This window comes from Brevundimonas sp. NPDC055812, assembly GCF_053616535.1.
In genome coordinates, this window is sequence record NZ_JBSHDX010000005.1 from 241,014 (window position 1) to 263,217 (window position 22,204).

Genomic DNA, 22,204 nt, shown 5'->3' on the forward strand with positions numbered 1-22,204 from the left:
CCGTCCCGTCGAGTCTTTCCGGCCAACCGGCCCTCGTCAGCCCGCGACCCGCAGCGTCAGGTTGACCCGCCCGCCGCCGGGCAGCAGCAGCGACGAACCGGTCAGCAGCCGGTCGATCCCGTGGCGCGCCAGCCGCGCCGGGCCGGTCAGGGCGCAGACGTCGCCTGAGGCCAGGCGCACGCTGGCGGTCGCGCCGCCCTCGGCGGGGCCGAAGCGGAACACCGCCGTGTCGCCTAGCGAGATCGACAGCACGGGCGCCGTCAGGTCGCGCTCGTCCCTGTCCTGGTGCAGGCCCATCTTCGCCTCGTCCTGATAGAGGTTGATCAGGCAGGCGTCGGGCGGCGTCGGCCAGCCGGTCAGGGCGTCCCACAGGCTCAACAAGCGGGCTGGAACGTCGGGCCACGGCGCGCCGGTCGCCGGGTGGGTCGGCTGGTAGCGATAGCCCTGTCGGTCCGACACCCAGCCCAGGGCGCCGAAATTGCTCATCCGCACCGAAAAGGGCCGCCCGCCCGGGGTGAGCGGGCGATAGAGGGGCGCCGTCTCCAGCCCCTGCCGCACCTCGGCCAGCAATGCGGCCTGTTCTGCGCCGTCCAGCAGGCCGGGCCACAGGCGAAACCCGGGCAGGGCGGTCGGGACTTCCCTCGGTCTTTCTTTGGACGCTTGCGGATCGTTTGGCGGGAACATCGGCCGAATTTAGCGGCGCCGCGCCGTCTTGTCCGCCATAAGGCGCGGAATCGGTGCGGAAGCGGGTGGAAGGCCTTGCAGCCCCTGCGGTCTTTCCCATATCCGAGCCAATCCGACGATAACCCCCTTTTCGTTAGGGGTTTGTCCGCCGACCCCATCCACCGCCGAACCGGGCGTCGTCCGGCGAGGCACAATCTCAAAAGCCCAACTGGGGGCGGTCACGCGCGGCGCTTGATGTTACGAGGCCGCCGCATCGCCCGCCGCAAGGAGTGAAAAAGACAAGCCCATGGCCAAGATCATCGGCATCGACCTCGGCACGACCAACTCGTGCGTCGCCGTCATGGACGGCAAGAACCCCAAGGTCATCGAAAACGCCGAAGGCGCCCGCACCACCCCGTCGGTGGTCGCCATTCAGGACGGCGGCGAAATCCTCGTCGGCCAGCCGGCGCGCCGTCAGGCGGTGACCAACCCCGCCAACACCTTCTTCGCCATCAAGCGCCTGATCGGCCGCAACTATGACGACCCGGTGGTGGCCAAGGACAAGGGCATGGTGCCCTTCGAGATCGTCAAGGGTCCGACCGGCGACGCCTGGGTCCAGGCCCACGGCAAGGACTATTCACCCCAGCAGGTCTCGGCCTTCACCCTGGGCAAGATGAAGGAGGCCGCCGAGGCCTATCTGGGCGACAAGGTCACCCAGGCCGTCATCACCGTTCCCGCCTATTTCAACGACGCCCAGCGTCAGGCGACCAAGGACGCCGGCAAGATCGCCGGCCTGGAAGTCCTGCGCATCATCAACGAGCCGACCGCGGCGGCCCTGGCCTATGGCCTGGAGAAGAACGACGGTCAGAAGATCGCCGTCTATGACCTGGGCGGCGGCACCTTCGACGTCTCCATCCTGGAGATCGGCGACGGCGTGTTCGAGGTGAAGTCGACCAACGGCGACACCTTCCTGGGCGGCGAGGACTTCGACCTGCGTCTGGTCGACTACCTGGCCGACGAGTTCAAGAAGGAGCAGGGCGTCGACCTGCGTCAGGATAAGCTGGCCCTGCAGCGCCTGAAGGAAGAGGCCGAAAAGGCCAAGAAGGAGCTGTCCTCGACGACCCAGTACGAGGTCAACCTGCCGTTCATCACCATGAACCAGTCGGGCCCGCTGCACCTGAACATCAAGCTGTCGCGCGCCAAGCTGGAGGCCCTGGTCGAGGACCTGGTCGCCCGCACCATCGAGCCGTGCAAGAAGGCCCTGGCCGACGCCGGCCTGAAGGCGGCGGATATCGATGAAGTGGTCCTGGTCGGCGGCATGACCCGCATGCCCGCCGTGCAGGAAGCCGTGAAGAAATTCTTCGGCAAGGAGCCGCACAAGGGTGTGAACCCGGACGAGGTCGTGGCCCTGGGCGCCGCCGTTCAGGCGGGCGTGCTGCAAGGCGACGTCAAGGACGTGCTGCTTCTGGACGTGACCCCGCTGACCCTGGGCATCGAGACCCTGGGCGGCGTCTTCACCCCGCTGATCGAGCGCAACACGACGATCCCGACCAAGAAGGCCCAGACCTTCTCGACCGCTGACGACAATCAGTCGGCCGTGACGATCCGCGTCTTCCAGGGCGAGCGTCCTATGGCCGCTGACAACAAGGTGCTGGGTCAGTTCGACCTGATGGGCATTCCGCCGGCGCCGCGCGGCATGCCGCAGATCGAGGTCGCCTTCGACATCGACGCCAACGGCATCGTCCACGTCACCGCCAAGGACAAGGCGACCAACAAGGAGCAGTCGATCCGCATTCAGGCCAACGGCGGCCTGTCGGACGCGGACATCGACAAGATGGTCAAGGAAGCCGAGGCCAACGCCGCGGCCGACAAGGCCCGCAAGGAACTGGTCGAGGCCCAGAACGGCGCCGACAGCCTGATCCACTCGACCGAGAAGGCCTTGTCCGAGCACGGCGACAAGATCGACGAGGCGACCAAGACGACCATCCAGTCGGCTCTGGACGACCTGAAGGCGGCCCGTGAAGGCACGGAGCCCGAGGCCATCCGCGAGAAGACCAACACCCTGGCTCAGGCTTCGATGAAGCTGGGCGAGGCGATGTACGCCGCCCAGCAGGGCGACGCCGACGGCGCCGAAGGCCAACCGGCCGACGACGGCGTGGTCGACGCCGAGTTCGAGGAAGTCTCGGACACGGACGAGAAGAAGGACGCCTGAACCGGCGTCTGACGGATGTTCGGCCCCGCTTGCCAGACGGCAGGCGGGGCCGTTTCATGAAACTTGCATCATTCGACCGGGCGCCCATGTCATCAGGCAGGCCGTCGGTCATCCGCGAACGGAGCGCCTCCGTCACAAGAGAGGCCTGAAGCGGCGGGAAGTAAGAGGACGAACGCCTGATGGCGCAACGTGACTATTACGAGATTCTGGGGGTCGAGCGGACGGTCGATGCGGCCGCGCTCAAGAGCGCCTATCGCAAGCTGGCGATGGAGCACCACCCGGACCGCAACGGCGGCTCCGAAGAGTCCGTGGCCCGTTTCAAGGAGATCTCCGAGGCCTATACCGTCCTGTCCGACGATCAGAAGCGCGCGGCCTATGATCGTTTCGGCCATGCGGGCGTGAACGGCGGCGGCGCGGGCGGGGGCAATCCCTTCGGCCAGGGCGGCGCCGGCTTCCACGACATCAACGACATCTTCTCCCAGGTCTTCGGCGACGCCTTCGGGGACGCCTTCGGCGGCCGGGGCGGCGGCGGACGCCAGAACCACGGGCCGCGCCGCGGCTCGGACCTGCGCTACGATCTCGAGATCACCCTGGAGCAAGCCTATCAGGGCGCCGAGGTCGAGATCGCCATCCCGACCCTGATGGCCTGCGAGGTCTGCGACGGCTCGGGCGCCAAGGCGGGCACCAAGCCGACCATCTGCAACACCTGCGGCGGCGCCGGGCGCGTGCGCCAGGCCAACGGCTTCTTCCAGGTCGAGCGCACCTGCCCCCGCTGCGGCGGCTCGGGCGAGATGATCGCCGACCCCTGCACCACCTGCCGGGGTCACGGCCAGGTCCGCAAGACCCGCAAGCTCAGCCTCAAGGTTCCGGCGGGCGTCGACGACGGTTCGCGCATCCGCCTGTCGGGCGAGGGCGAGGCGGGACAGCGCGGCGGGCCGCGCGGCGACCTCTATGTGTTCCTGTCGGTGCAGCCCCATGAGCTGTTCGAACGCGATAACCTGGACCTGCTGGTCACGGTGCCGGTGCCGATGACGGTGGCGGCCCTGGGCGGCGTCGTGGACGCCCCCTGCCTGATTTCCGACGCCTGCGACGGCAAGTGCAAGGCCCCGGTCGAGGTGCCCGCCGGCGCCCAGACGGGCAAGACCGTCCGCATCAAGGGCAAGGGCATGCCGCACCTGAACGGTCGCGGTCGCGGCGACCTGGTGGTCGAACTGTTCGTCGAGACGCCGACCGAACTGACCGCGCGCCAGAAGGAGCTGCTGACCGAACTGGCGGCGTCGCTGGGCGAGACCCAGACCCCGCGCAACACCAGCTTCGCCGGCAAGGCCAAGCGTTTCTGGGCCGACATCCTGGGCGGCGACGCCGATAATCCGAAAGAGACCGCGTGAGCGACATCTTCCACGCCGGCATCTCCGGCGCCCGGGGCCGCATGGGCCGCGCCGTTTCGCAAGTCCTGGACGCCCGCGAGGATGTGGTGGTCGCCGCCCGTTTCGATCGCGGCGAGACCGTCGACCTGAAGCTGTGCGACGTCATCATCGACTTCTCGACGCCCGAGGCCTCGGTGGCTCTTGCGCGCGCCTGCGCCGAGGCGGGCGGGCCGGCCCTGGTCATCGGCTCCACCGGCCTGACGCCGGAGCAGGAGGCCGAGATCGAGGCGGCGGCCGACAGGATCGCCATCGTCATGAGCGGCAACTTCTCGCTGGGGGTGAACATCCTGATCGGCCTGGTCGAGCACGCAGCCCTGCGGCTGGACGCCCGCGACTGGGACATCGAGGTGCTGGAGACCCATCACCGGCGCAAGGTCGACGCGCCCTCAGGTACGGCCCTGATGCTGGGCGAGGCGGCCGCCAACGGCCGGGGCCGCGATCTGGAGGAGCTGCGCAGCGCCCCCTATGACGGCATCACCGGCGCCCGCGAGCCGGGCAAGATCGGTTTCGCCTCCCTGCGCGCCGGCGGGGTGATCGGCGAGCACACCGTCATGTTCGCTTCGGAAGACGAGATGCTGACCCTGTCGCATTCCGCCATGGACCGCAGCCTGTTCGCCAAGGGCGCCGTGGCCGCCGCCGCCTGGGTGCGCAACCGTCGCCCCGGCCTCTACGACATGCAGGACGTGCTGGGCTTCCGTCAGGCATGATGCTGGGGGCGCTGACGCGCCCCAGCGCTATCGCTCGCCGCGCGGCGGCTCGCTGCTTGAGCGCGATTTGAGCGCTGTCAGGCCGGTTCGGCCAGCAGGGCGTCCATGGCCTCGCGCCAGGCGGTCAGGTCGTCGGACCGTTCCACGATCAGGCGGCTGAGCACGCCGCATGGGCCTGGCGTTGGAGCCGTCATGCCCCAGGCGGGGAAGGCGCGTCGCTCGATGCGGCCGCGCGCCACGATCTCGATGTCTTCATGCCGCTCGTCGAAATGCAGATGCAGCATGAGGATGTCGAGCGCGCTGGGCGAGCCTTCGAGAAGCTGGACGAACACCCCGTCCTGCAAGGTCAGCGCGCCTGTAATGCCGTTGCGGGCGTTCAGGAACGCCGCGACATGCACGATGTCGAGAACAGCAGCCCCTTCATCGTCCGGGGCCAGTCGCGAGCGGCTGCAATAGACGAGCTGGTCCAGCGTGTTCATGACGGCGACGCTAGATGATTATCTACAGGTGCGAAAGTGATGGTTTCATCAACGTCCGGTTGAGCCGAATCCGCCGGCGCCGCGCGTGGTTTCGTCCACGGCTTCGACCTCGACCATCCGGGCCTGCTCGTAGCGGGCGATGACCATTTGAGCGATGCGGTCGCCGCGCTTGATCTCGAACGGCAGCTCGCCGTGGTTGATCAGGATGACCCCGACCTCGCCGCGATAGTCGCTGTCGATGGTGCCCGGCGAATTGGGCGCCGAGATGCCGTGTTTCAGCGCCAGGCCCGAGCGCGGACGCACCTGGGCCTCATAGCCGGGCTCCAGGGCGATCTTCAGCCCCGTAGGGATCAGCCGGCGCTGGCCGGGCTCCAGCACCACGCTCTCGCCCTCGGCGATGGCGGCGCGCAGGTCCATGCCGGCCGAGCCGGGAGTCTCATAGGCCGGCAGGGGCAGGCCTTCGGCGTGGGGCAGGCGTTCGACGCGGACGGTGGTCATGACGGGGAGGGTCTCTCTTAAGCCTTGAAGTGATCGGCGATGCGCAGGGCCAGCTTGCGCGCCACCTCGGTCTTGGACTGGCGGGGCCAGGGTTCGGCGCCGCCCTGGGTGAACAGGGTCACGGCGTTGCCGTCCGAGCCGAAGACCTCGTCCGAGACGTCGTTGCCGACGATCCAGTCGCAGCCCTTCTTCGACAGTTTGGCGCGGGCGTTCGCTTTCAGGTCGCTGGTCTCGGCGGCGAAGCCGACCACCAGTTTAGGCCGGCGCGGACCGGGGGCGGAGACGCCGGCCAGGATGTCGGGGTTCTCGATCAGGGCCAGGGACGGCGGGCCGCCCGGCGCCTTCTTGATCTTGCCCGAGGCCACGCCGTCCACGCGCCAGTCGGCGACGGCGGCGGTCATCACGGCGATGTCGGCCCGATCTGACGTCTTCAGGGCGGCCTCGACGGCGGCCTTCATCTCGGTCGCGGCCTCGACCCAGACGCGGTTCACGCCGACCGGCGCGTCCAGCGCCACCGGGCCGGAGATCAGCGTCACCTCGGCCCCCAGCTCGGCCAGGGCGGCGGCCACGGCGTAGCCCTGCTTGCCGCTGGAGCGGTTGGTCAGGCCGCGCACCGGGTCGATGGGTTCGAACGTCGGTCCGGCGGTGACGACGGCGGTCCTGCCCTGCAGCGGCCGTCCATCCGGCCCGGCCAGCAGACGCGTGATCGCGTCGAGGATGATCGGCGGCTCGGCCATGCGGCCCGGCCCGAACTCGCCGCAGGCCATGATCCCGTCGTCCGGCCCGACCACGGCCATGCCGTGAAAGCCGTCGAAACCCTTCAGCCGTTCGACATTGGCCTGGACGGCGGGATGCAGCCACATCCGCACGTTCATCGCCGGGGCCAGCAGCACCTTCTTGTCCGTGGCCAGAAGCGTGGTCGAGGCCAGATCGTCGGCCATGCCGTTGGCCGCCTTGGCGATCAGCCCGGCCGTGGCGGGCGCCACCACCACCAGGTCGGCCCAGCGCGACAGCTCGATATGGCCCATGGCGGTCTCGTCTTCCGGCATGAACAGGTCCTGCCGCACCGGGTGGCCGGTCAGGGCCGCCAAGGACATGGGGGTGACGAACTCGGCGCCGGCCTTGGTCAGGACGGTCATCACCTCGGCGTCCGCCTTCCTGAGCAGGCGGATCAGCTCCAGCGCCTTATAGGCGGCGATGCCGCCGCCGATGATCAGCAGGACCTTGCGGCCGGAAAGCGAGAGTGCGGTCATGGCGGAATCTGTAGCCGCGCCGCGTGACGGCGTCGAGACAAAGCCGCCTCGCTGACGGTGATGTAAATGGAACATTGTCGGAACAAAAATCTTGTGCCTAACTGCGTTCTCTGGGTGTTCGGGAGGAATTTCCATGCGGATGCGAGTGACGGCGGCGCTGGCCGCGACGGTTGTGGTTCTGGTCGGATGCGACAACGGCGGTTCGGCGGTCGAGACGCGGGAGAGGGGCGCGGCCGAGCCGGTCGGCCTGTCAGCGACGGCGGCGTCGGCGGAGGCCGACGTCTCGCCGCCTGAGCCGGCCAAGCCGACGGTCACCGCCAACCGCCGCGAGACCGCCGACGCCAAGGTGCAGCGTCTGTATGAACGGAACGGCGCGGCCTTCGGTGCCCGGTCGGCCGACGACTATCTGCAGAAGGTGAGGGCCTTCACCGACAACGCGCCGCGCGGGACCGAGACGGTCAAACGGCCGAACGGGGACACCCTCTTCTATCAGGCGTCGACCAACACCTTCGCCGTGGTGGACGGCGATGGCGTGCCGCGCACCATGTTCAAGCCGGACGACGGTCCGGCCTATTGGGCGCAGCAGAAGGAGCGGGCGCCGACCTTCGGCCAGCGCCGGACCGGGACGCGGGCGGAGCCGTAGGTCTCGCTCCCTATGGCGACCGAGTTGCGGCTAGGCCTGATCGAACGTCAGCGGCGCGCCCCAGAACTGGGCGACCAGGTCCGACTGCGGACCGGGCGTTCCGGTGGTCAGGAAGTCGCGGCGCGCCGACGCGCCCAGGTCGTATTCCGGATGGCGGTCGAAATAACGCTCCAGCGAATCGGCCACGGCGGCGGGCTGGCTGATGACCTGGACGCCGGGCGGCAGGGCCTGGGCGAACAGGTCGGCCACGATCTCATAGTGGGTGCAGCCCAGGATGGCCTTGTCCGGGTGGCGGCCGATGCGGCGGCGCAGGGCGTCGACGTGGTCGTCGACCACCACCTTCAGCTCCTCGGCCGGGGCGCCCAGCTCGATCAGGCCCGCCAGGCCGGGGCAGGCTTCGGTGAAGACGGCCAGGTCGTCGCGGCGCTTGTCGATCTCGATCTCATAGACGCGGCTCATGGCGGTAGCGGCGGTGCAGAAGACGCCGGTGATGTCGATCGCCTCCTTCTTCTCGCCCTCCAGGCGGCTTTCGCGCTCGGCCTCGAACGACCAGGGCAGGCCGGTGGCCGCCTCGATGGTGGGGACGATGATGCCCAGGATGTTGACCGGCCGGCCCAGCTTTTCGCGCATCCCCGGAATCCAGGTCTGCTGCAGGCGGCGAAGGGCGATGGCCGAGGCGGTGTTGCAGGCCAGGATCACCACCGAGGCGCCGGCCTCGAACAGGCGCTCGCACCCGGCGCGGGTCAGCGCGACGATGTCTTCGCCGCCGCGTCCGCCATAGGGAGCATGGGCCTGATCGCCCAGATAGATGAAGTCCCGCGTCGGAAAGCGGGTCGTGAGTTCGCGGTGGACCGTCAGGCCCCCCACGCCGGAGTCGAAAACGCCTATCGCCATGCAGCGGCCTTTAGCCTCGCGGGGTTTCGTCGTCCAATACTTAGGACTAAACCGGATTTATGCGACGTCAGAGGCCCTTGCGCCGAAGGACGTGCGAAACAGCAATGGTTGGGAGACCTGGATGCACAGACGCCATCTTCTCATCGGGGGCGCGAGCCTCTTCGCCCTGTCGGGCTGCGCCTCGGCCGGGGCCGTGGAGAACGCCGTGAGCGGCGCCGTCGCCGCCCTGACGACCGCCGATGAGGCCCGCATCGCCCGTGCGGTCCTGCCGGCCAGTGCGCCGCGCGCCGAACTGCTGCAGCCTTGGACCGGCCCCTATGACGGCGTGCCGCCGTGGGACAAGGTGACGGCGCCCAAGATGCGCGAAGCCATCCTGGAAGGCATCGAACTGCAACGCGCCGACGTGGCCGCGATCGCAAACAACCCCGAGGCCCCGACCTTCGCCAACACCCTGGCGGCGATGGAGCTGGTCGGCGAGCCTCTGGATCGCGCGATGAACATCTTCAGCGTCATGACGTCGAACATCGGCGGCGACGAGTGGGACGTGCTCGAGACCGAGCTGTCGCCGGTCCTGTCGGCGGCGTCCGACGAGATCACCTTCAACGACAAGCTGTTCCAGCGCATCAAGGCTGTGGCCGACGGCGCCGACAACGACGGCCTGAACGCCCAGCAGACGCGTCTCGCCGAGCGCAGCCGCGACCGCTTCGTGCGCAACGGCGCCGCCCTGGACGCCGCCGGCAAGGCCGAACTGGGCCGCATCAACACCGAACTGTCGAACGCCTTCACCAGCTTCGGCCAGAAGGTGGTGGCCGACGAGAACACCTGGACGGTGATCGCGAACGAAGCCGGTCTGAAGGGACTGCCGGACTCGAACAAGGCCGCCGCGGCCGCCGCGGCGCGTTCGCGCAATGTCCAGGGCTGGGCCATCCTCAACACCCGCTCCAGCGTCGATCCGTTCCTGACCTTTGCCGACGACCGCGCCCTGCGCGAACAGGTCTGGCGCAAATTCGTCATGCGCGGCGACAACGGCGACGCCAACGACACCAAGGCGACCATCGTCCGCATCGTCGCCCTGCGCGACCAGCGCGCCAAGCTGCTGGGGTTCAAGAACCACGCCGAATGGCGGATGCAGGACACCATGGCCAAGACCCCGGCCGCTGCCATGGACCTGATGCAGCGCGTCTGGGCCCCGGCCAAGGCCCGCGTCGCCGAGGAAGTCGCCGACATGAAGGCGATCGCCGGTCACGACATCGAGCCGTGGGACTATCTGTATTTCGCCGAGAAGGTCCGCAAGGCGAAGTACGACCTCGATCAGAACGAGCTGAAGCCCTATTTCGAGCTGCACGCCGTTCGCGCGGCCTCCTTCTACATGGCCGAGCGCCTGTACGGCTTCGTCTTCAAGCAACTGCCCAAGGGCCAGGTCTCGACCTTCGAGCCGGACGTGACCACCTATGAGGTCACCGACAAGGCCACCGGCAAGCTGATCGGCCTCTACTACGCCGACGACTTCGCCCGTCCGGGCAAGCGCTCGGGCGCCTGGATGACCACCTATCGGTCGTTCTCGGCCCTGACGGGGTCGCAGCCGATCCTGGCGTCGAACAACAACAACTTCGTCAAGGCGCCCGAAGGCCAGCCTCTGCTGATCTCGCTGGACGACGCCGAGACCCTGTTCCACGAGTTCGGCCACGCCCTGCACTATTTCAGCTCGAACGTGACCTATCCGTCGTTCGGCAACACGCCGCGCGACTTCGTGGAATACCCGTCGCAGGTGCACGAGCACTGGGTCCTGACCCGGCCGATCCTGGACGGCTATATGAAGCACGTCGAGACGGGCCAGCCGATGCCGCAGGCCCTGGTCGACAAGATCGAGGCGTCGCAGACCTTCAACCAGGGCTATGCGACCGTCAGCTATCTGTCATCGGCCCTGGTCGACATGGACCTGCACACCCAGGCGACGCCGCCGACCGACATCGACGGCTTCGAAAAGGCTTCGCTGGCGCGCTTCGGCATGCCCAAGGAGATGGTGATGCGGCACCGCCTGCCGCAGTTCAATCACCTGTTCACCTCCGACGCCTATTCGGCCGGCTACTACTCCTACCTGTGGTCGGAGACGATGGACGCCGACACCTGGGCCTACTTCGAGGAGTCGGGCGACGTCTTCAATCCGGATATCGCCGGCCGCTTCAAGTCGATCATGCTGGCGCCGGGCAACACCACGGATCGCGGCGACGCCTATCGCCAGTTCCGTGGCCGCAACCCGGACGTGGCGGCCCTGCTGAAGGTGCGCGGTTTCCCGGTGTCTTAAGGGGCCTACCGCCCTTCGGGCTGCTTGAGGCCCGTTAGGTGATAAAGCTGGAAGGGGCTCGGCGGGGTGACTTGCCGAGCCCTTTTCGTTGCCGGGGATTGACCCGAGGATGACGAAGGAGGGGGAGGGCTCGACGGCGACCGCGTCCATGCTAAGGCTTGGAAGTGTCACGGGCCGCGTCGGGTTGAGACCCGAAGGGCGGCGCGAAGCCGCCAAGGCGGAGCCTTCTGATCGCGGCCCACCAGGAAGGAGAGCCCATGAGCGTCGTCGCCTCCTATGTCTACAAGGACGGCAAGCGGGTGCGCGCGGCGCCGCTGACGGATCAGGGCCTGGCCCTGGGCGAGGGGGAGTATCTCTGGATCGGCCTGCATGAGCCGTCGGACGAGGAGTTCGACGTCCTGGTCCGACGCTTCCATCTGCATCCCCTGGCGGTCGAGGACGCCCTGACGGCGCATCAGATCCCCAAGCTGGAAGTCTATGGCTCCGAGCTGTTCATCGTCGCCCGCACGGCCCAGGCCAAGGGCGACCGCATCCTGTACGGCGAGACCCACGTCTTCGTCGGACCCAACTACGTCATCACCATCCGCCACGGATCGGCGCGCGCCCACACCCAGTTGCGCGCCCAGCTGGAGGCCTCGCCGCATCAGCTGAAGCACGGGCCGGACTTCATCCTGCACGGGGTGCTGGACTTCATCGTCGACGGCTACATCCCGATCATCGACGCCGTTGAGGACAAGGTGCTGGAGATGGAGCAGGTCGCGCTGGACAGCTTCCTGGCGCGCGACGACATCACCCGCCTGTTCCAGCTGCGCCGCGAACTGGTGAAGTTCAGCCGGGTTCTGGGGCCGATGGAGGAGGTCTGCGTCAAGCTGCAGTCGCTGGACCTGCCTTGCATCGACCGAGAGGTTCGGCCCTATTTCCGCGATGTGGCCGACCATGTGCGTCGCGTCGCCAGCCGGGCGGCGGCCCTGCGCGACATCTTGGCCTCGGTGTTCGAGGTGTCCAACCTGCTGGAGCAGCAGCGCCAGGGCGTCATCACCCGCAAGCTGGCCGCCTGGGCCGCCATCCTGGCGACGCCGACGGCGGTGGCGGGCATCTACGGCATGAATTTCGAGCACATGCCCGAGCTGCGCTGGACCTATGGCTATCCGGCCGTGCTGGCCTTGATCGTCGCCATCTGCATCGGTCTCTACATCACCTTCAAGCGGACGCGGTGGCTGTGATCAGCCGCTGTTTCGAAGGCCCGCCGCCACGCCGTTGATGGCCAGGAGGATGCCGTTGCTGACGCGCGGGTCGTCGTCGCCCGCCCGGCGGCGGCGGATCAGCTCGATCTGCACATGGTTCAACGGCTCGACATAGGGCATCCGCTGGCGGATCAGGCGGCTGAGCTCGGGCTGCCCGCCCAGCAGGGCGTCCTGGCCGGTGATCGACAGGACGGCGGTCACGGTGCGGTCCCATTCGGCGCGAATGGCGTCATAGATGCGCTCGGCCAGGGCGGGGTCGGGAACCAGTCCGGCGTAGCGGCGGGCGATGGCCATGTCGGCCTTGGCCATCACCATCTCCATGTTCTGCACCACGGTGCGGAAGAAGGGCCAGGTCTCGGCCATGGCGCGCAGCTCGGCGGGGTCCTCGCCCTGGACCGCCGCGCCGAAGCCGTACCAGCCGGGCAGCATGACCCGCGACTGCGACCAGCTGAACACCCAGGGAATGGCGCGCAGGTCCTCGATGGCGGGCGAGGCGGTGCGGCTGGCCGGGCGCGAGCCGATCTTCAGGTCGGCGATCTCGGCGATCGGGGTGGCGGCGCGGAAATAGTCGACGAAGCCGGGCGTGTCATAAACCAGGGCTCGATAGGCCTGCATCGAGGCGGCCGACAGGCGCGCGGCCGTCTCGCCGTGCTGGGCGCTGTAACCCGCGTCGGATTGAGGCCCGAGAGAGGCCAGCAGGGTTCCGCAGGTCAGGGCGTCGAGGTTGCGCTGGGCCACCTCCGGCTCGCCGTATTTGTTGGCGATGACCTCGCCCTGTTCGGTGACGCGGATGCGGCCCGCGACGGTGCCGGCGGGCTGGCCCAGCACGGCCGAGAAGCTGGATCCGCCCCCGCGCCCCACAGCGCCGCCCCGCCCGTGGAACAGCTGCAGCCGCACCCCTGCGGCGCGCGTGACGTCCAGCAGGGCGCGCGAGGCCTCGTGCAGCTCCCAGCCCGAGGTCAGGTAGGAGCCGTCCTTGTTCGAGTCGGAATAGCCGATCATCACCTCCTGCACCCCGCGCGCCTCGGCCACGGCGCGGGCGGAAGGATCGGCGAGGACGCGCTCCAGCGTGGCGCGGGCGGCGCGGAGGTCGTCGATGGTCTCGAACAGGGGCGCGGCCTGGATGGGGCAGGCGGAAGGCTTGGCCGGGTCGTAGAGGCCGACTTCCTTGAGCAGCAGATAGACCTCGAGCATGTCCGAGGCGGCGTCGGTCTTGGACACGATGTGGGTGCGGATCGCCTGCGGACCGAAAGTCGAAAGAGCCTCGGCGGCGGCCTGAAGGATGGCGCGCTCCTTCAGCGTCTCGGCCGCATAGTCGGCGTAGGGCGAGAAGAGGGGGCGGGGGCTGGACAGTTCGCGCGCCAGCACGGCCAGCCGTTCGGCCTCGTCCAGGTCGGCGTAGTCGGGGCAGACGCCGGCTGTCTTCAGCAGGTCGGCGACCACGCGCTGATGCACGTCCGAGTTCTGGCGCAGGTCCAACGTCGCCATGTGGAAGCCGAATACGTCCGCCGCCGTGATCAGCCGCGCCAGCCGGTCGTCGGCGAAGACGGCGCCGTGGGTCCGCACCAGACTGTCGTGCAGGATGTTCAGATCGGCGCGGAAGGCGTCGGGGCCGTCATAGGCAGGGGCGTCGAAGCGGGCGGGGCGAGGCGTCGGCTCGCCGGTCAGGGCGGGATAGGCCGCCGACAGGCGGGCGTATATCTGACTGAGCGCCAGGCGATAGGGCTCGTCCGCGCGCTGGATGGAGGCGTCGCCGGACCCTTGCGCCAGGGCGGCCAGCTCGGGCGTGACGCGGGTCAGGTCGATGGACAGGCTGAGCTCGGCGCCCAGGGCGTGCACCTCGTCCAGATAGAAGCCGAGCGCGGCGCGGGCCTGGCTGCGGAAGGCGGCGCGCAGGGTGTCGGCGTCGACGTTGGGGTTGCCGTCGCGGTCGCCGCCGACCCAGGAGCCGATGCGCAGGAAGGGCGCCAGGTCCGGCGCGTCCAGCAGCTGGCGCCACTCGGCCAACTGGGCCGGGGCGACGTGCAGGAAGATGCGCTGCAGCCAGTCGACCACGGTGTCGATTTCGTCCTGCACCACCAGGGCCGAGGCGCGGGTCAGCCGCGTGGCCCACAGGATGACGATCTGGCGGCGCAGCGCTTCCTTCAGGGTTTTGGCGTCGCAGGCCACGCCGTCGCGGTCGCAGCCGTCCAGAAGTTCGCCGACCGTCGCCGTGCGGTCGAGCACGCTCTTGCGGCGCACTTCGGACGGATGGGCGGTCAGCACCGGCGAAATCAGGGCCTGGGCCAGCAGGTCGCGCACGGCGTCCAGACCGACGCCCGCGTCGGCCAGACGCTTGAGCACGCCCTCGGGCGTGTCGGCCCGTTGGCCGGCCACGGCCTGCGCCTGGGCGCGGCGCTTGCCGGCCCGGTCCTCGGCGACATTGGCCAGCAGGGAGAAGGCGGCGAAACCGTGCGTCAGACCGATGGCCTGATCCAGCGACAGCTCGCCCAGCAGACGCTCCAGCTCCGAGGCGTCGTCCGACGCCGGGTCGCGGTGATATGCGACCGACGCCTGGCGCACCGCTTCGATGCGGTCGTAGAGAGCCTGTCCGCCCTCGTCGCGGATCACCTCGCCCAGCAAGGCGCCCAGAAGCCGGACCTCCGCGCGGAGGCGGTCGTGAGGAAATTCGGAAGTCTGGGTCATGGATGTCTCTCAGCGGGGAGGCCGGAAGCGGAACCGTATCAGCGGAATCCGAGCGCGCCAGTCCATGCGGCAACGCAGAAACCCTTTGTGTGGTGGCGTTTCGACGGAGAAACGGAGTCGACATCGCCTTGCTTTTCCGCCATAAGCCGCGACTTCCGGCGCAATTGAACCTGCGCCTCCACCCGCACGACCCCTGATCTTCTTCAGGACGAGGCGGGAGAGGGCCTCTGTCGACGTGATCGTTCGCAGAGGTCGCCCGTCTATGGGCGTTTCTCACGGAGGCGAAGGCCCAGGCGCATGAAAGGGTTTGAATGTTCGAGGCTCTGAACGAGCGGCTGACAGGCGTCTTCGACCGGATCACCGGCCGCGGCGCCCTGTCCGAAAAGGATGTCGAGGAGGCCCTGCGCGAGGTCCGCGTCGCCCTGCTCGAGGCCGACGTCGCCCTGCCGGTGGTCAAGGACTTCATCGCCCGCGCCAAGACGGCCGCGACCGGCGAAGAGGTCATCCGCGCCGTCAAGCCCGCCGATCAGGTGGTCAAGATCGTCTATGACGGCCTGGTCGACATGCTGGGCGGCGAAGAGCCGGTTCCGCTGAACACCAATGCGACCCCGCCCGCCGTCGTGCTGATGGCCGGTCTGCAGGGCTCGGGCAAGACGACGACCTCGGCCAAGCTGGCCCTGCGTCTGTCGAAGTTCGACAAGAAGAAGGTCATGATGGCCTCGCTGGACACGCGTCGTCCGGCGGCCATGGAACAGCTGGCGACCCTGGGTCAGCAGATCGAGGTCGCGACCCTGCCCATCGTGGCGGGCGAGAGCGCCGTCCAGATCACCCGCCGCGCGCTTCAGTCGGCCAAGCTGCAGGGCTTCGACGTCCTGATCCTCGACACCGCTGGCCGCATCACCCTGGACGAAGGGCTGATGAATGAGGTGGCCGAGGTCGCCCAGATCGCCCAGCCGGTTGAGACCCTGCTGGTCGCCGACAGCCTGACCGGTCAGGACGCGGTGCGCACCGCCGCCGCCTTCCACGAGCGCCTGCCTTTGACCGGCCTGATCCTGACCCGCGCCGACGGCGACGGTCGCGGCGGCGCCATGCTGTCGATGCGGGCCGTCACCGGCCTGCCGATCAAATATCTGGGCGCGGGCGAAAAGGTCGATGCGCTGGACGTCTTCGACGCCCGCCGCGTCGCCGGCCGCATCCTGGGGCAGGGGGACATCGTCGCCCTGGTCGAGAAGGCCGCGGGCGAGCTGGACCAGGCCAAGGCCGAGAAGATGGCCCGCAAGCTGGCCAAGGGTCAGTTCGATCTGGACGACCTGGCCGGGCAGCTGAACCAGATGAAGAAGATGGGCGGTCTTCAGGGCATCATGGGCCTGCTGCCCGGCGTGGCCAAGCTGAAGAACCAGATGGCCGAGAACAACGTCTCGGACAAGATGATCGACCGCCAGCTGGCCGTCATCAACTCCATGACCAAGGCCGAGCGCAAGAAGCCGGAACTGCTGAACGCCAGCCGCAAGAAGCGCGTGGCCAAGGGCGCCGGGGTTGAGGTTCAGGACATCAACCGCCTGCTGAAACAGCACCGGCAGATGGCCGACATGGTCAAGTCGCTGTCCAAGGGCGGCGGCAAGAACCTGCAGAAGATGGCCTCCATGATGGGCGGCCTGCCCGGCATGGGGGCTGGTGGACTCGGGGGCGGTCCCGACATGAACCGCCTGAAGGCCCTGGGCGGCGGCAAGATGCCGGAACCCTCGGCCGATGAAATGAAAGCCATTCAGGACCGCCTTGCGGGCCTGGGCGGCGGACAACTTCCGGGGGGCCTTCCGGGTCTGCCGGGCTTCCCCAAAAAGAAATAACGACCTTCTAGAAAGAGACTGAAAATGCTGAAGATTCGTCTGGCCCGCGGCGGCGCCAAGAAGCGCCCCTACTACCACATCGTCATCGCTGACTCGCACAGCCCGCGCGACGGCAAGTTCATCGAGCGCGTCGGCAGCTACAACCCGATGCTGCCGAAGGACAGCGCCCAGCCGCGCGTCGTCCTGAAGGTCGAGCGCATCGGCGAATGGCTGGCCAAGGGCGCCCAGCCGACCGACCGCGTCGCTCGCTTCCTGTCGCAGGACGAGACCCTGGGCCAGAAGGTCAAGTGGGTCCAGGGCAACAACCCCAAGAAGGCCGAGCCGGGCAAGAAGGCCCAGGAACGCGCCGCCGAGCGCGCCCAGCGCGAAGCCGACCGCCTGGAAGCCGAAGCCGCCGCCAAGGCCGAGGCCGCTGAAGCCGCCGCCGCCGCCGCCGCCGCTCCGGCCGTGGAAGAAGCTCCGGCTGAAGAAGCCCCCGCTGCTGAAGTCGCCGCCGAGGCGACCGAAGAGCAGGCCTAAGCCTTATTGTTCATCCGGCTCCGGCCGGTTGAGACGGGAAAGCAGCGTCCTTCCGGGGCGCTGCTTTTCTGCTATCTGGACCCATCGCATCGGCAAACGGAGCCCGGCCATGAGCAGCGAAGACAGACTGATCCTGGTCGGCCAGATCGGCGGCGCCTTCGGCGTGAAGGGCGAGGTCCGGATCAGCGCCTATACCGCCGACGCCATGGCCCTGGTCGGCTATTCGCCGCTGCTCGGCGCCGACGGCAAGCCGGTGTTGACCCTGCTTTCGGCGCGGCCGGACAAGGCCGGGGTGGTGGCGCGGGTCAAGGAGGTCGCGACGAAGGAAGAGGCCGACGCCCGGCGCGGCCAGAAGCTGTTCGTCACCCGCGACGCCTTGCCTGAGCCTGACGAAGACGAGTTCTACCTGACCGACCTGATCGGCCTGGAGGGGCGCGATCCGGCCGACGTGGTGCTGGGCAAGGTGAAGTCGGTCCAGAACTTCGGCGCCGACGACATGCTGGAGATCGCTCCGGCCGAGGGCGGCCCGACCTGGTATCTGCCCTTCACGCGCGAGGCGGCGCCGGACCTGCACATCAGCGAGGGCTGGCTGCGCATCGTCCGCCCGACCGAAGTCAGCGAACGCGACGAAGACTGACGCACGGACATTCGCCGCATGGGCGGTTGCGGATGGCGGCGACGCCTCCAACATGAGCGGGACACCTCTTGTTGGAGCGCTCCATGGCCGATCTGTCCGCCTTTCCCGTCACCCGCCAGTTTCCGCCGCAGCATCCGGATCGGCTTCAGCTCTATTCCCTGCCGACTCCCAACGGGGTGAAGGTCTCCATCCTGCTGGAGGAACTGGGCCTGCCCTATGAGGTCCATCTGGTCGACATCAGCAAGGACGAGACCTGGACGCCGGAGTTCCTGTCGCTGAATCCCAACGGCAAGATCCCGGCCATCATCGATCCGGACGGGCCCGGCGGGAAGCCGCTGCCCCTGTTCGAATCCGGCGCCATCCTGGTCTATCTGGCCGAAAAGGCGGGGCGGTTCCTGCCGACCGATCCGGCGGCGCGCTATGAGACCCTGCAGTGGGTCTTCTTCCAGATGGCGGCCATCGGCCCGATGTTCGGCCAGGTCGGCTTCTTCCACAAATACGCAGGCAGCGCCTTCGAGGACAAACGCCCGCGCGATCGCTACGTCGCGGAATCTCGACGCCTGCTGGGCGTGCTGGAAGGGCGGCTGAAAGATCGCGCCTGGATCATGGGCGACGACTACACCATCGCCGACATCGCCATTCTGGGTTGGGTGCGCAATCTGGTCGAACACTATGGCGCGGGCGAGTTGGTCGGCTACGCCGACTTCCCGCACGTCGCGGCCTGGCTGGCGCGCGGCCTGGCGCGCCCGGCCGTGCAGCGGGGCCTGAACATCCCGGCGCGGCCGTAAGGCGAGAGTTGCGGGGGCGGGCGATGCGCCGCGCCCCCGCGCAGGCTCAGATCTCTTCGGTCGGAGCGTCCGGCACGTATTTCTTGATGGACTCGATGGCGCGCTTGGCGCCGGACTTGTCGGAATAGCCCTCGGTCGAGAAGATGATCTCGGAGTTGTACTTGAATCGGACGCGGAACTCGCCCGCCTTGTCCTGATAGACTTCGAACTTGTGCGCCATGATCGCCTCGCTCTGACGGCCGCCAGTCGGCCGAGGCGGAGAAGCTGCCACGGCCCCGCTCGGGCCGTAAAGGGCGTGAAATGTAAAAGGCGGCGAAGCGGCTCAGCCGCGCGAGGGAATCCAGCGCCGCGCCGCCAGGGCCAGGAAGCCGACAGCCAGGCCCCAGAAGGCCGAACCGACCCCGAACAGGGCCACGCCCGACGCAGTGGCGGCGAAGGTCAGCACCGCCGCCTCGCGATCCTTGACCTCGCCCATCATCGCCCCCAGCGATCCAGTCAGGGGCGCGATCAGGGCCAGGCCGGTGATGGCGGCCAGCGCTCCCGTCGGCATGGCGATGAACAGGCCGGCCAGCGGCGCGGCGAACAGGGCGACGACCAGATAGAACAGGCCGTAGATCACCCCCACGGTCCAGCGTCTGGCGGCGTCCGGGTGGGCGTCCGGCCCGGTGCAGATGGCAGCGGTGATGGCGGCTAGGTTGACGCCGTGCGCCCCGAAAGGCGCCAGCAGGGTGCTGGTCAGCCCGCCCCAGAAGATCAGCTTTCCGGCGGGCGGGGCGTAGCCTGCGGCCCGCAGCACCACCAGACCGGGCAGGTTCTGCGACGCCAGCGTCACCAGATACAGCGGCAGGGCCAGACTGACCGCCGCCTTCCAGTCGAAGGCGGGCATGACCGGCGACAGGGCGCCGAACAGGCCGGTTCCCTCGGGCAGGGCGACCTGGCCGCGCAGGGCCAGGACGGCGAAGGCGGCGACCAGAACGGCGGGCAGGGACCAGGCGGGCGCCAGCCTGCGCATGACCAGAAAGACCAGCAGCAGACCCGCCGCCAGCGTCAGATCGGTCGGAAACACCAGGAACAGCTTGAGGCAGAAGGGCAGCAGCACCCCCGCCAGCATGGCCGAGGCCACGGCGGCCGGAATGCGCTCGGCCAGTCGGCCCAGCGCCGGGATCAGGCCGGTCAGCACCATCATCAGCCCGGCGATCACGAAGGCGCCCACGGCCGTCGACCAGCCGAGGCCGAGCGTCGAGGCGGCCAGCAGGGCCGCGCCCGGCGTCGACCAGGCCAGCACCACCGGCATCTTCAGCCGCCAGCTCAGCACTGCGCCGGGCAGGCCGATGCCCAGGCACAAGGCGGTGACCATGGAGATGATCTGGGCGGGCGCCGCCCCCATGGCCTGGCCGGCCTGCACCACCAGGGCGACCGTGCCGCCGAAGCCGACGACGGTCGCCACGGCGGCGGCCGAGAAGCTGGCGGCCACAATGCTGGGAGAAGGCGGCAGGCGGGACGAGCTCATGCCCTATGGCTTAGGCTGCGCCGCAACGCTTCGCAAAGGGGAAGGGCGCCGTTCCGGCGTCGTTTGAGTCGTCATGCTGGACCACACCGGGATCATCGTTTCGGACCTGACGGCGGCCCGCCGCTTCTATGACGCCGTGGCGGAGGCTCTGGGCCTGCAGACCGCCAGTAATTCGCCGGAGTCCTTCCTGTTCGGCCACAGCGCCGAACAGCCCATTCCCTATCTGTGGATCGGGACCACGCGGCCGTCCTATTGGGTCGAGGGTTCGCGCGCAGGGTTGAACCAGATGCACGTCGCCTTCGTCGCGCGGGACAAGGCCATGGTCGAGGCCTTCCATCGGGCGGCCCTGGCGGCGGGCGGCCGCGACAACGGCGCGCCCGGCCCCCGCGAAGGGGCCGGGGACTATTACGGGGCTTTCGTGCTGGATCCCGACGGCAACAACATCGAGGCCTGCTGCCGGGGCGCTGCGGTCCGCTGAGGACTCAGCCTTCCATGTCGTCCGGCAGGCCGACGGCGTGGAAACCGGCGTCGACGTGGACGACCTCGCCCGTGGTCGAGCGGCCCAGGTCCGAGCACAGCCACAGGGCGGCGCCGGCGACGCCTTCCATCGAGGTCTCTTCCTTGATCAGCGAGAACTGCGCCGACTTGGAGTGCAGGCCGCGCCCGCCCGAAATGCCCGCCAGCGACAGGGTGCGCATGGCGCCCGCCGAGATGGCGTTGACGCGAATGCCCTTCGGCCCCAGGTCGCGCGCGATGTAGCGGGTGGCGGCTTCCAGCGCGGCCTTGGCCACGCCCATGGTGTTGTAGTTCGGAATGACCCGCTCGGAGCCCAGATAGGTCAGGGTGATCATCGCGCCGCCGTTGGGCATCAGCTTGGCCGAACGCTTGGCCACGTCGACGAAGCTGAAGGCCGAGATGTTCATGGCCAGCAGGAAGCTGTCGCGGGTGGTGTTGTCGACGAAGGAGCCCTTCAGCTCATCCTTGTTGGCGAAGGCCACCGAGTGGACGACGAAGTCGATCGTGCCGAATTCCTTTTCCAGTTCGGCGAAGGCGGCGTCCATGGAGGCGTCGTCGGTGACGTCAGCCTGGATCAGCAGCTTGGCGCCGACGCTTTCGGCCAGCGGGCGCACGCGGCGCTCAAGCCCTTCGCCCAGATAGGTGAAGGCCAGCTCGGCGCCTTGTGCGGCCAGTTGCGAGGCGATGCCCCAGGCGATGGAGTTGGAGTTGGCCACCCCCATGATCAGGCCCTTCTTGCCCTTCATGAGGTCTCCGGTGGGCATGTCCCAGCCTTCGCTCGTCGCCATGGGTTCGTCTCCGTATCTAGAACTTGATCCGCCTTTTGGACGGGCGCGCGGCGGGTGACAAGCGCCCAGACCTCGGCTCGGGCTCAATCTGCGAAGCTGGCGTTTCTCCGCAGGCGGCCTAAGTTGAAGCCATGAGCTTCGACGTCGACAGTTCGAACGCGCAGCCGCAAGGCGCTTCCCCGGGGCCGGTCTTCTTCGACCGCCGCGAGCTGGACCAGATGCTGCGGATCTATGGACGCATGGTGGCGGCGGGCGAATGGCGGGACTACGCCATGGCCGGAGGCAGGGACCACGCCGAGTTCGCCGTCTTTCGTCGCCACGGCGACGCGCCGCTCTACCGCATCGAGAAGCGCCCGGCGCTGCGCCTGAAACAAGGGCAGTGGGCGGTGATCGGCGAGGGCGGCCATGTGCTGAAGCGCGGCCGCGACCTCGCCCAGGTGCTGCGCGTCTTCGACAGCCGGCGCTTCACGGTGGTGGAGTAGGCGGCGCCGGGTTTGCCGGTCGTCATTGAGGCAAAGAAAAAGGCCCCGACGTCGCCGTCGGGGCCTCATTTTTTTTGGCCTGCCGCCCTTCGGGCTGCTTGAGGCCC

21 protein-coding genes are annotated in these 22,204 nt (G+C 68.5%); 12 read left to right on the forward strand and 9 right to left on the reverse strand.

Features of this window, described 5'->3' with window-relative positions; all coding sequences use genetic code 11:
• Positions 1 to 36: 36 nt before the first annotated feature.
• Positions 37 to 684 (reverse strand): alpha-ketoglutarate-dependent dioxygenase AlkB, encoded by a 648-nt coding sequence (locus ACWGL1_RS10720; RefSeq protein ID WP_452111985.1) that lies wholly within the window; start codon positions 682 to 684, stop codon positions 37 to 39.
• 286 nt (positions 685 to 970) lie between these two features.
• On the opposite strand from ACWGL1_RS10720, the gene dnaK reads away from it, so the two are divergent.
• The 3 genes from dnaK (at position 971) to dapB (ending at position 5,009) form a co-directional block, all read left to right on the forward strand.
• The gene (dnaK, locus tag ACWGL1_RS10725; protein WP_452111986.1) at positions 971 to 2,875 is read left to right on the forward strand and encodes a molecular chaperone DnaK; all 1,905 of its coding nucleotides are present in this window, start codon (positions 971 to 973) and stop codon (positions 2,873 to 2,875) included.
• Between the two features lie 179 nt (positions 2,876 to 3,054).
• A complete protein-coding gene (gene dnaJ, locus ACWGL1_RS10730) occupies positions 3,055 to 4,263 on the forward strand; it encodes a molecular chaperone DnaJ (RefSeq protein WP_452111987.1) in 1,209 nt (402 codons plus the stop codon).
• On the forward strand, positions 4,260 to 5,009 hold the full coding sequence (gene dapB / locus ACWGL1_RS10735; RefSeq protein ID WP_291780125.1) for a 4-hydroxy-tetrahydrodipicolinate reductase: 750 nt from the start codon (positions 4,260 to 4,262) through the stop codon (positions 5,007 to 5,009). The genes dnaJ and dapB overlap by 4 nt, the downstream gene beginning before the upstream one ends.
• A 77-nt stretch (positions 5,010 to 5,086) precedes the next feature.
• Here dapB and ACWGL1_RS10740 read toward each other — a convergent pair whose 3' ends face one another.
• Genes ACWGL1_RS10740 through coaBC form a run of 3 tightly spaced genes read right to left on the reverse strand, consistent with a single transcriptional unit; the run spans position 5,087 to position 7,239 of the window.
• On the reverse strand, positions 5,087 to 5,488 hold the full coding sequence (locus tag ACWGL1_RS10740; protein ID WP_452111988.1) for a BLUF domain-containing protein: 402 nt from the start codon (positions 5,486 to 5,488) through the stop codon (positions 5,087 to 5,089).
• 48 nt (positions 5,489 to 5,536) lie between these two features.
• Positions 5,537 to 5,986: a dUTP diphosphatase gene (dut, locus tag ACWGL1_RS10745; RefSeq protein WP_291780119.1), complete on the reverse strand. Its 450-nt coding sequence runs from the start codon at positions 5,984 to 5,986 to the stop codon at positions 5,537 to 5,539.
• A gap of 17 nt (positions 5,987 to 6,003) precedes the next feature.
• Positions 6,004 to 7,239 (reverse strand): bifunctional phosphopantothenoylcysteine decarboxylase/phosphopantothenate--cysteine ligase CoaBC, encoded by a 1,236-nt coding sequence (gene coaBC, locus ACWGL1_RS10750; RefSeq protein WP_291780116.1) that lies wholly within the window; start codon positions 7,237 to 7,239, stop codon positions 6,004 to 6,006.
• A gap of 133 nt (positions 7,240 to 7,372) precedes the next feature.
• Here coaBC and ACWGL1_RS10755 point away from each other — a divergent pair, with 133 nt between their 5' ends.
• The gene (locus tag ACWGL1_RS10755; protein ID WP_452111989.1) at positions 7,373 to 7,882 is read left to right on the forward strand and encodes an S-type pyocin family protein; all 510 of its coding nucleotides are present in this window, start codon (positions 7,373 to 7,375) and stop codon (positions 7,880 to 7,882) included.
• 30 nt (positions 7,883 to 7,912) lie between these two features.
• Here ACWGL1_RS10755 and ACWGL1_RS10760 read toward each other — a convergent pair whose 3' ends face one another.
• Positions 7,913 to 8,776, reverse strand: a complete 864-nt coding sequence (locus ACWGL1_RS10760; RefSeq protein WP_312219277.1) for a glutamate racemase — start codon at positions 8,774 to 8,776, stop codon at positions 7,913 to 7,915.
• Between the two features lie 121 nt (positions 8,777 to 8,897).
• On the opposite strand from ACWGL1_RS10760, the gene ACWGL1_RS10765 reads away from it, so the two are divergent.
• Positions 8,898 to 11,081: a M3 family metallopeptidase gene (locus ACWGL1_RS10765; RefSeq protein WP_452111990.1), complete on the forward strand. Its 2,184-nt coding sequence runs from the start codon at positions 8,898 to 8,900 to the stop codon at positions 11,079 to 11,081.
• Between the two features lie 257 nt (positions 11,082 to 11,338).
• Entirely contained in the window at positions 11,339 to 12,304 is a 966-nt protein-coding gene (locus ACWGL1_RS10770; RefSeq protein WP_346485490.1) for a magnesium and cobalt transport protein CorA, read from the forward strand.
• Here the strand turns inward: ACWGL1_RS10770 and ppc are convergent, their stop codons facing one another.
• On the reverse strand, positions 12,305 to 15,010 hold the full coding sequence (ppc, locus tag ACWGL1_RS10775) for a phosphoenolpyruvate carboxylase (RefSeq protein WP_452111991.1): 2,706 nt from the start codon (positions 15,008 to 15,010) through the stop codon (positions 12,305 to 12,307).
• Positions 15,011 to 15,321: 311 nt separating this feature from the next.
• On the opposite strand from ppc, the gene ffh reads away from it, so the two are divergent.
• From ffh to ACWGL1_RS10795, 4 genes are all read left to right on the forward strand, one after another.
• Entirely contained in the window at positions 15,322 to 16,857 is a 1,536-nt protein-coding gene (ffh, locus tag ACWGL1_RS10780; protein WP_452111992.1) for a signal recognition particle protein, read from the forward strand.
• Positions 16,858 to 16,881: 24 nt separating this feature from the next.
• Positions 16,882 to 17,376 (forward strand): 30S ribosomal protein S16, encoded by a 495-nt coding sequence (gene rpsP, locus ACWGL1_RS10785; RefSeq protein WP_291780095.1) that lies wholly within the window; start codon positions 16,882 to 16,884, stop codon positions 17,374 to 17,376.
• A gap of 109 nt (positions 17,377 to 17,485) precedes the next feature.
• Complete coding sequence (rimM, locus tag ACWGL1_RS10790) at positions 17,486 to 18,013, forward strand: ribosome maturation factor RimM (protein WP_452111993.1); 528 nt, start codon at positions 17,486 to 17,488, stop codon at positions 18,011 to 18,013.
• 83 nt (positions 18,014 to 18,096) lie between these two features.
• Positions 18,097 to 18,801, forward strand: coding sequence for a glutathione S-transferase N-terminal domain-containing protein (locus tag ACWGL1_RS10795; RefSeq protein WP_346485499.1), 705 nt, complete (start codon positions 18,097 to 18,099; stop codon positions 18,799 to 18,801).
• 46 nt (positions 18,802 to 18,847) lie between these two features.
• Here ACWGL1_RS10795 and ACWGL1_RS10800 read toward each other — a convergent pair whose 3' ends face one another.
• Together ACWGL1_RS10800 and ACWGL1_RS10805 are read right to left on the reverse strand one after the other, a co-directional pair.
• A complete protein-coding gene (locus tag ACWGL1_RS10800) occupies positions 18,848 to 19,021 on the reverse strand; it encodes a YegP family protein (RefSeq protein WP_286952237.1) in 174 nt (57 codons plus the stop codon).
• A gap of 102 nt (positions 19,022 to 19,123) precedes the next feature.
• Positions 19,124 to 20,311: a benzoate/H(+) symporter BenE family transporter gene (locus ACWGL1_RS10805; RefSeq protein ID WP_338577656.1), complete on the reverse strand. Its 1,188-nt coding sequence runs from the start codon at positions 20,309 to 20,311 to the stop codon at positions 19,124 to 19,126.
• Between the two features lie 73 nt (positions 20,312 to 20,384).
• Here ACWGL1_RS10805 and ACWGL1_RS10810 point away from each other — a divergent pair, with 73 nt between their 5' ends.
• On the forward strand, positions 20,385 to 20,789 hold the full coding sequence (locus ACWGL1_RS10810) for a VOC family protein (protein ID WP_338577657.1): 405 nt from the start codon (positions 20,385 to 20,387) through the stop codon (positions 20,787 to 20,789).
• Between the two features lie 4 nt (positions 20,790 to 20,793).
• On the opposite strand, the gene ACWGL1_RS10815 is transcribed toward ACWGL1_RS10810, so the two are convergent.
• Complete coding sequence (locus ACWGL1_RS10815) at positions 20,794 to 21,591, reverse strand: enoyl-ACP reductase FabI (RefSeq protein ID WP_338578654.1); 798 nt, start codon at positions 21,589 to 21,591, stop codon at positions 20,794 to 20,796.
• A gap of 155 nt (positions 21,592 to 21,746) precedes the next feature.
• Here ACWGL1_RS10815 and ACWGL1_RS10820 point away from each other — a divergent pair, with 155 nt between their 5' ends.
• On the forward strand, positions 21,747 to 22,097 hold the full coding sequence (locus tag ACWGL1_RS10820) for a DUF2794 domain-containing protein (protein ID WP_338577658.1): 351 nt from the start codon (positions 21,747 to 21,749) through the stop codon (positions 22,095 to 22,097).
• Positions 22,098 to 22,204: the final 107 nt, after the last annotated feature.

Excerpts from the sequence above, each read along its gene's own strand:
- ACWGL1_RS10720 (WP_452111985.1), bottom strand. The coding sequence starts at position 684 with ATGTTCCCGCCAAACGATCCGCAAGCGTCCAAAGAAAGACCGAGGGAA.
- dnaK (WP_452111986.1), top strand. The coding sequence starts at position 971 with ATGGCCAAGATCATCGGCATCGACCTCGGCACGACCAACTCGTGCGTC.
- dnaJ (WP_452111987.1), top strand. The coding sequence starts at position 3,055 with ATGGCGCAACGTGACTATTACGAGATTCTGGGGGTCGAGCGGACGGTC.
- ACWGL1_RS10740 (WP_452111988.1), bottom strand. The coding sequence starts at position 5,488 with ATGAACACGCTGGACCAGCTCGTCTATTGCAGCCGCTCGCGACTGGCC.
- dut (WP_291780119.1), bottom strand. The coding sequence starts at position 5,986 with ATGACCACCGTCCGCGTCGAACGCCTGCCCCACGCCGAAGGCCTGCCC.
- coaBC (WP_291780116.1), bottom strand. The coding sequence starts at position 7,239 with ATGACCGCACTCTCGCTTTCCGGCCGCAAGGTCCTGCTGATCATCGGC.
- ACWGL1_RS10755 (WP_452111989.1), top strand. The coding sequence starts at position 7,373 with ATGCGGATGCGAGTGACGGCGGCGCTGGCCGCGACGGTTGTGGTTCTG.
- ACWGL1_RS10760 (WP_312219277.1), bottom strand. The coding sequence starts at position 8,776 with ATGGCGATAGGCGTTTTCGACTCCGGCGTGGGGGGCCTGACGGTCCAC.
- ACWGL1_RS10765 (WP_452111990.1), top strand. The coding sequence starts at position 8,898 with ATGCACAGACGCCATCTTCTCATCGGGGGCGCGAGCCTCTTCGCCCTG.
- ACWGL1_RS10770 (WP_346485490.1), top strand. The coding sequence starts at position 11,339 with ATGAGCGTCGTCGCCTCCTATGTCTACAAGGACGGCAAGCGGGTGCGC.
- ppc (WP_452111991.1), bottom strand. The coding sequence starts at position 15,010 with ATGACCCAGACTTCCGAATTTCCTCACGACCGCCTCCGCGCGGAGGTC.
- ffh (WP_452111992.1), top strand. The coding sequence starts at position 15,322 with ATGTTCGAGGCTCTGAACGAGCGGCTGACAGGCGTCTTCGACCGGATC.
- rpsP (WP_291780095.1), top strand. The coding sequence starts at position 16,882 with ATGCTGAAGATTCGTCTGGCCCGCGGCGGCGCCAAGAAGCGCCCCTAC.
- rimM (WP_452111993.1), top strand. The coding sequence starts at position 17,486 with ATGAGCAGCGAAGACAGACTGATCCTGGTCGGCCAGATCGGCGGCGCC.
- ACWGL1_RS10795 (WP_346485499.1), top strand. The coding sequence starts at position 18,097 with ATGGCCGATCTGTCCGCCTTTCCCGTCACCCGCCAGTTTCCGCCGCAG.
- ACWGL1_RS10800 (WP_286952237.1), bottom strand. The coding sequence starts at position 19,021 with ATGGCGCACAAGTTCGAAGTCTATCAGGACAAGGCGGGCGAGTTCCGC.
- ACWGL1_RS10805 (WP_338577656.1), bottom strand. The coding sequence starts at position 20,311 with ATGAGCTCGTCCCGCCTGCCGCCTTCTCCCAGCATTGTGGCCGCCAGC.
- ACWGL1_RS10810 (WP_338577657.1), top strand. The coding sequence starts at position 20,385 with ATGCTGGACCACACCGGGATCATCGTTTCGGACCTGACGGCGGCCCGC.
- ACWGL1_RS10815 (WP_338578654.1), bottom strand. The coding sequence starts at position 21,591 with ATGCCCACCGGAGACCTCATGAAGGGCAAGAAGGGCCTGATCATGGGG.
- ACWGL1_RS10820 (WP_338577658.1), top strand. The coding sequence starts at position 21,747 with ATGAGCTTCGACGTCGACAGTTCGAACGCGCAGCCGCAAGGCGCTTCC.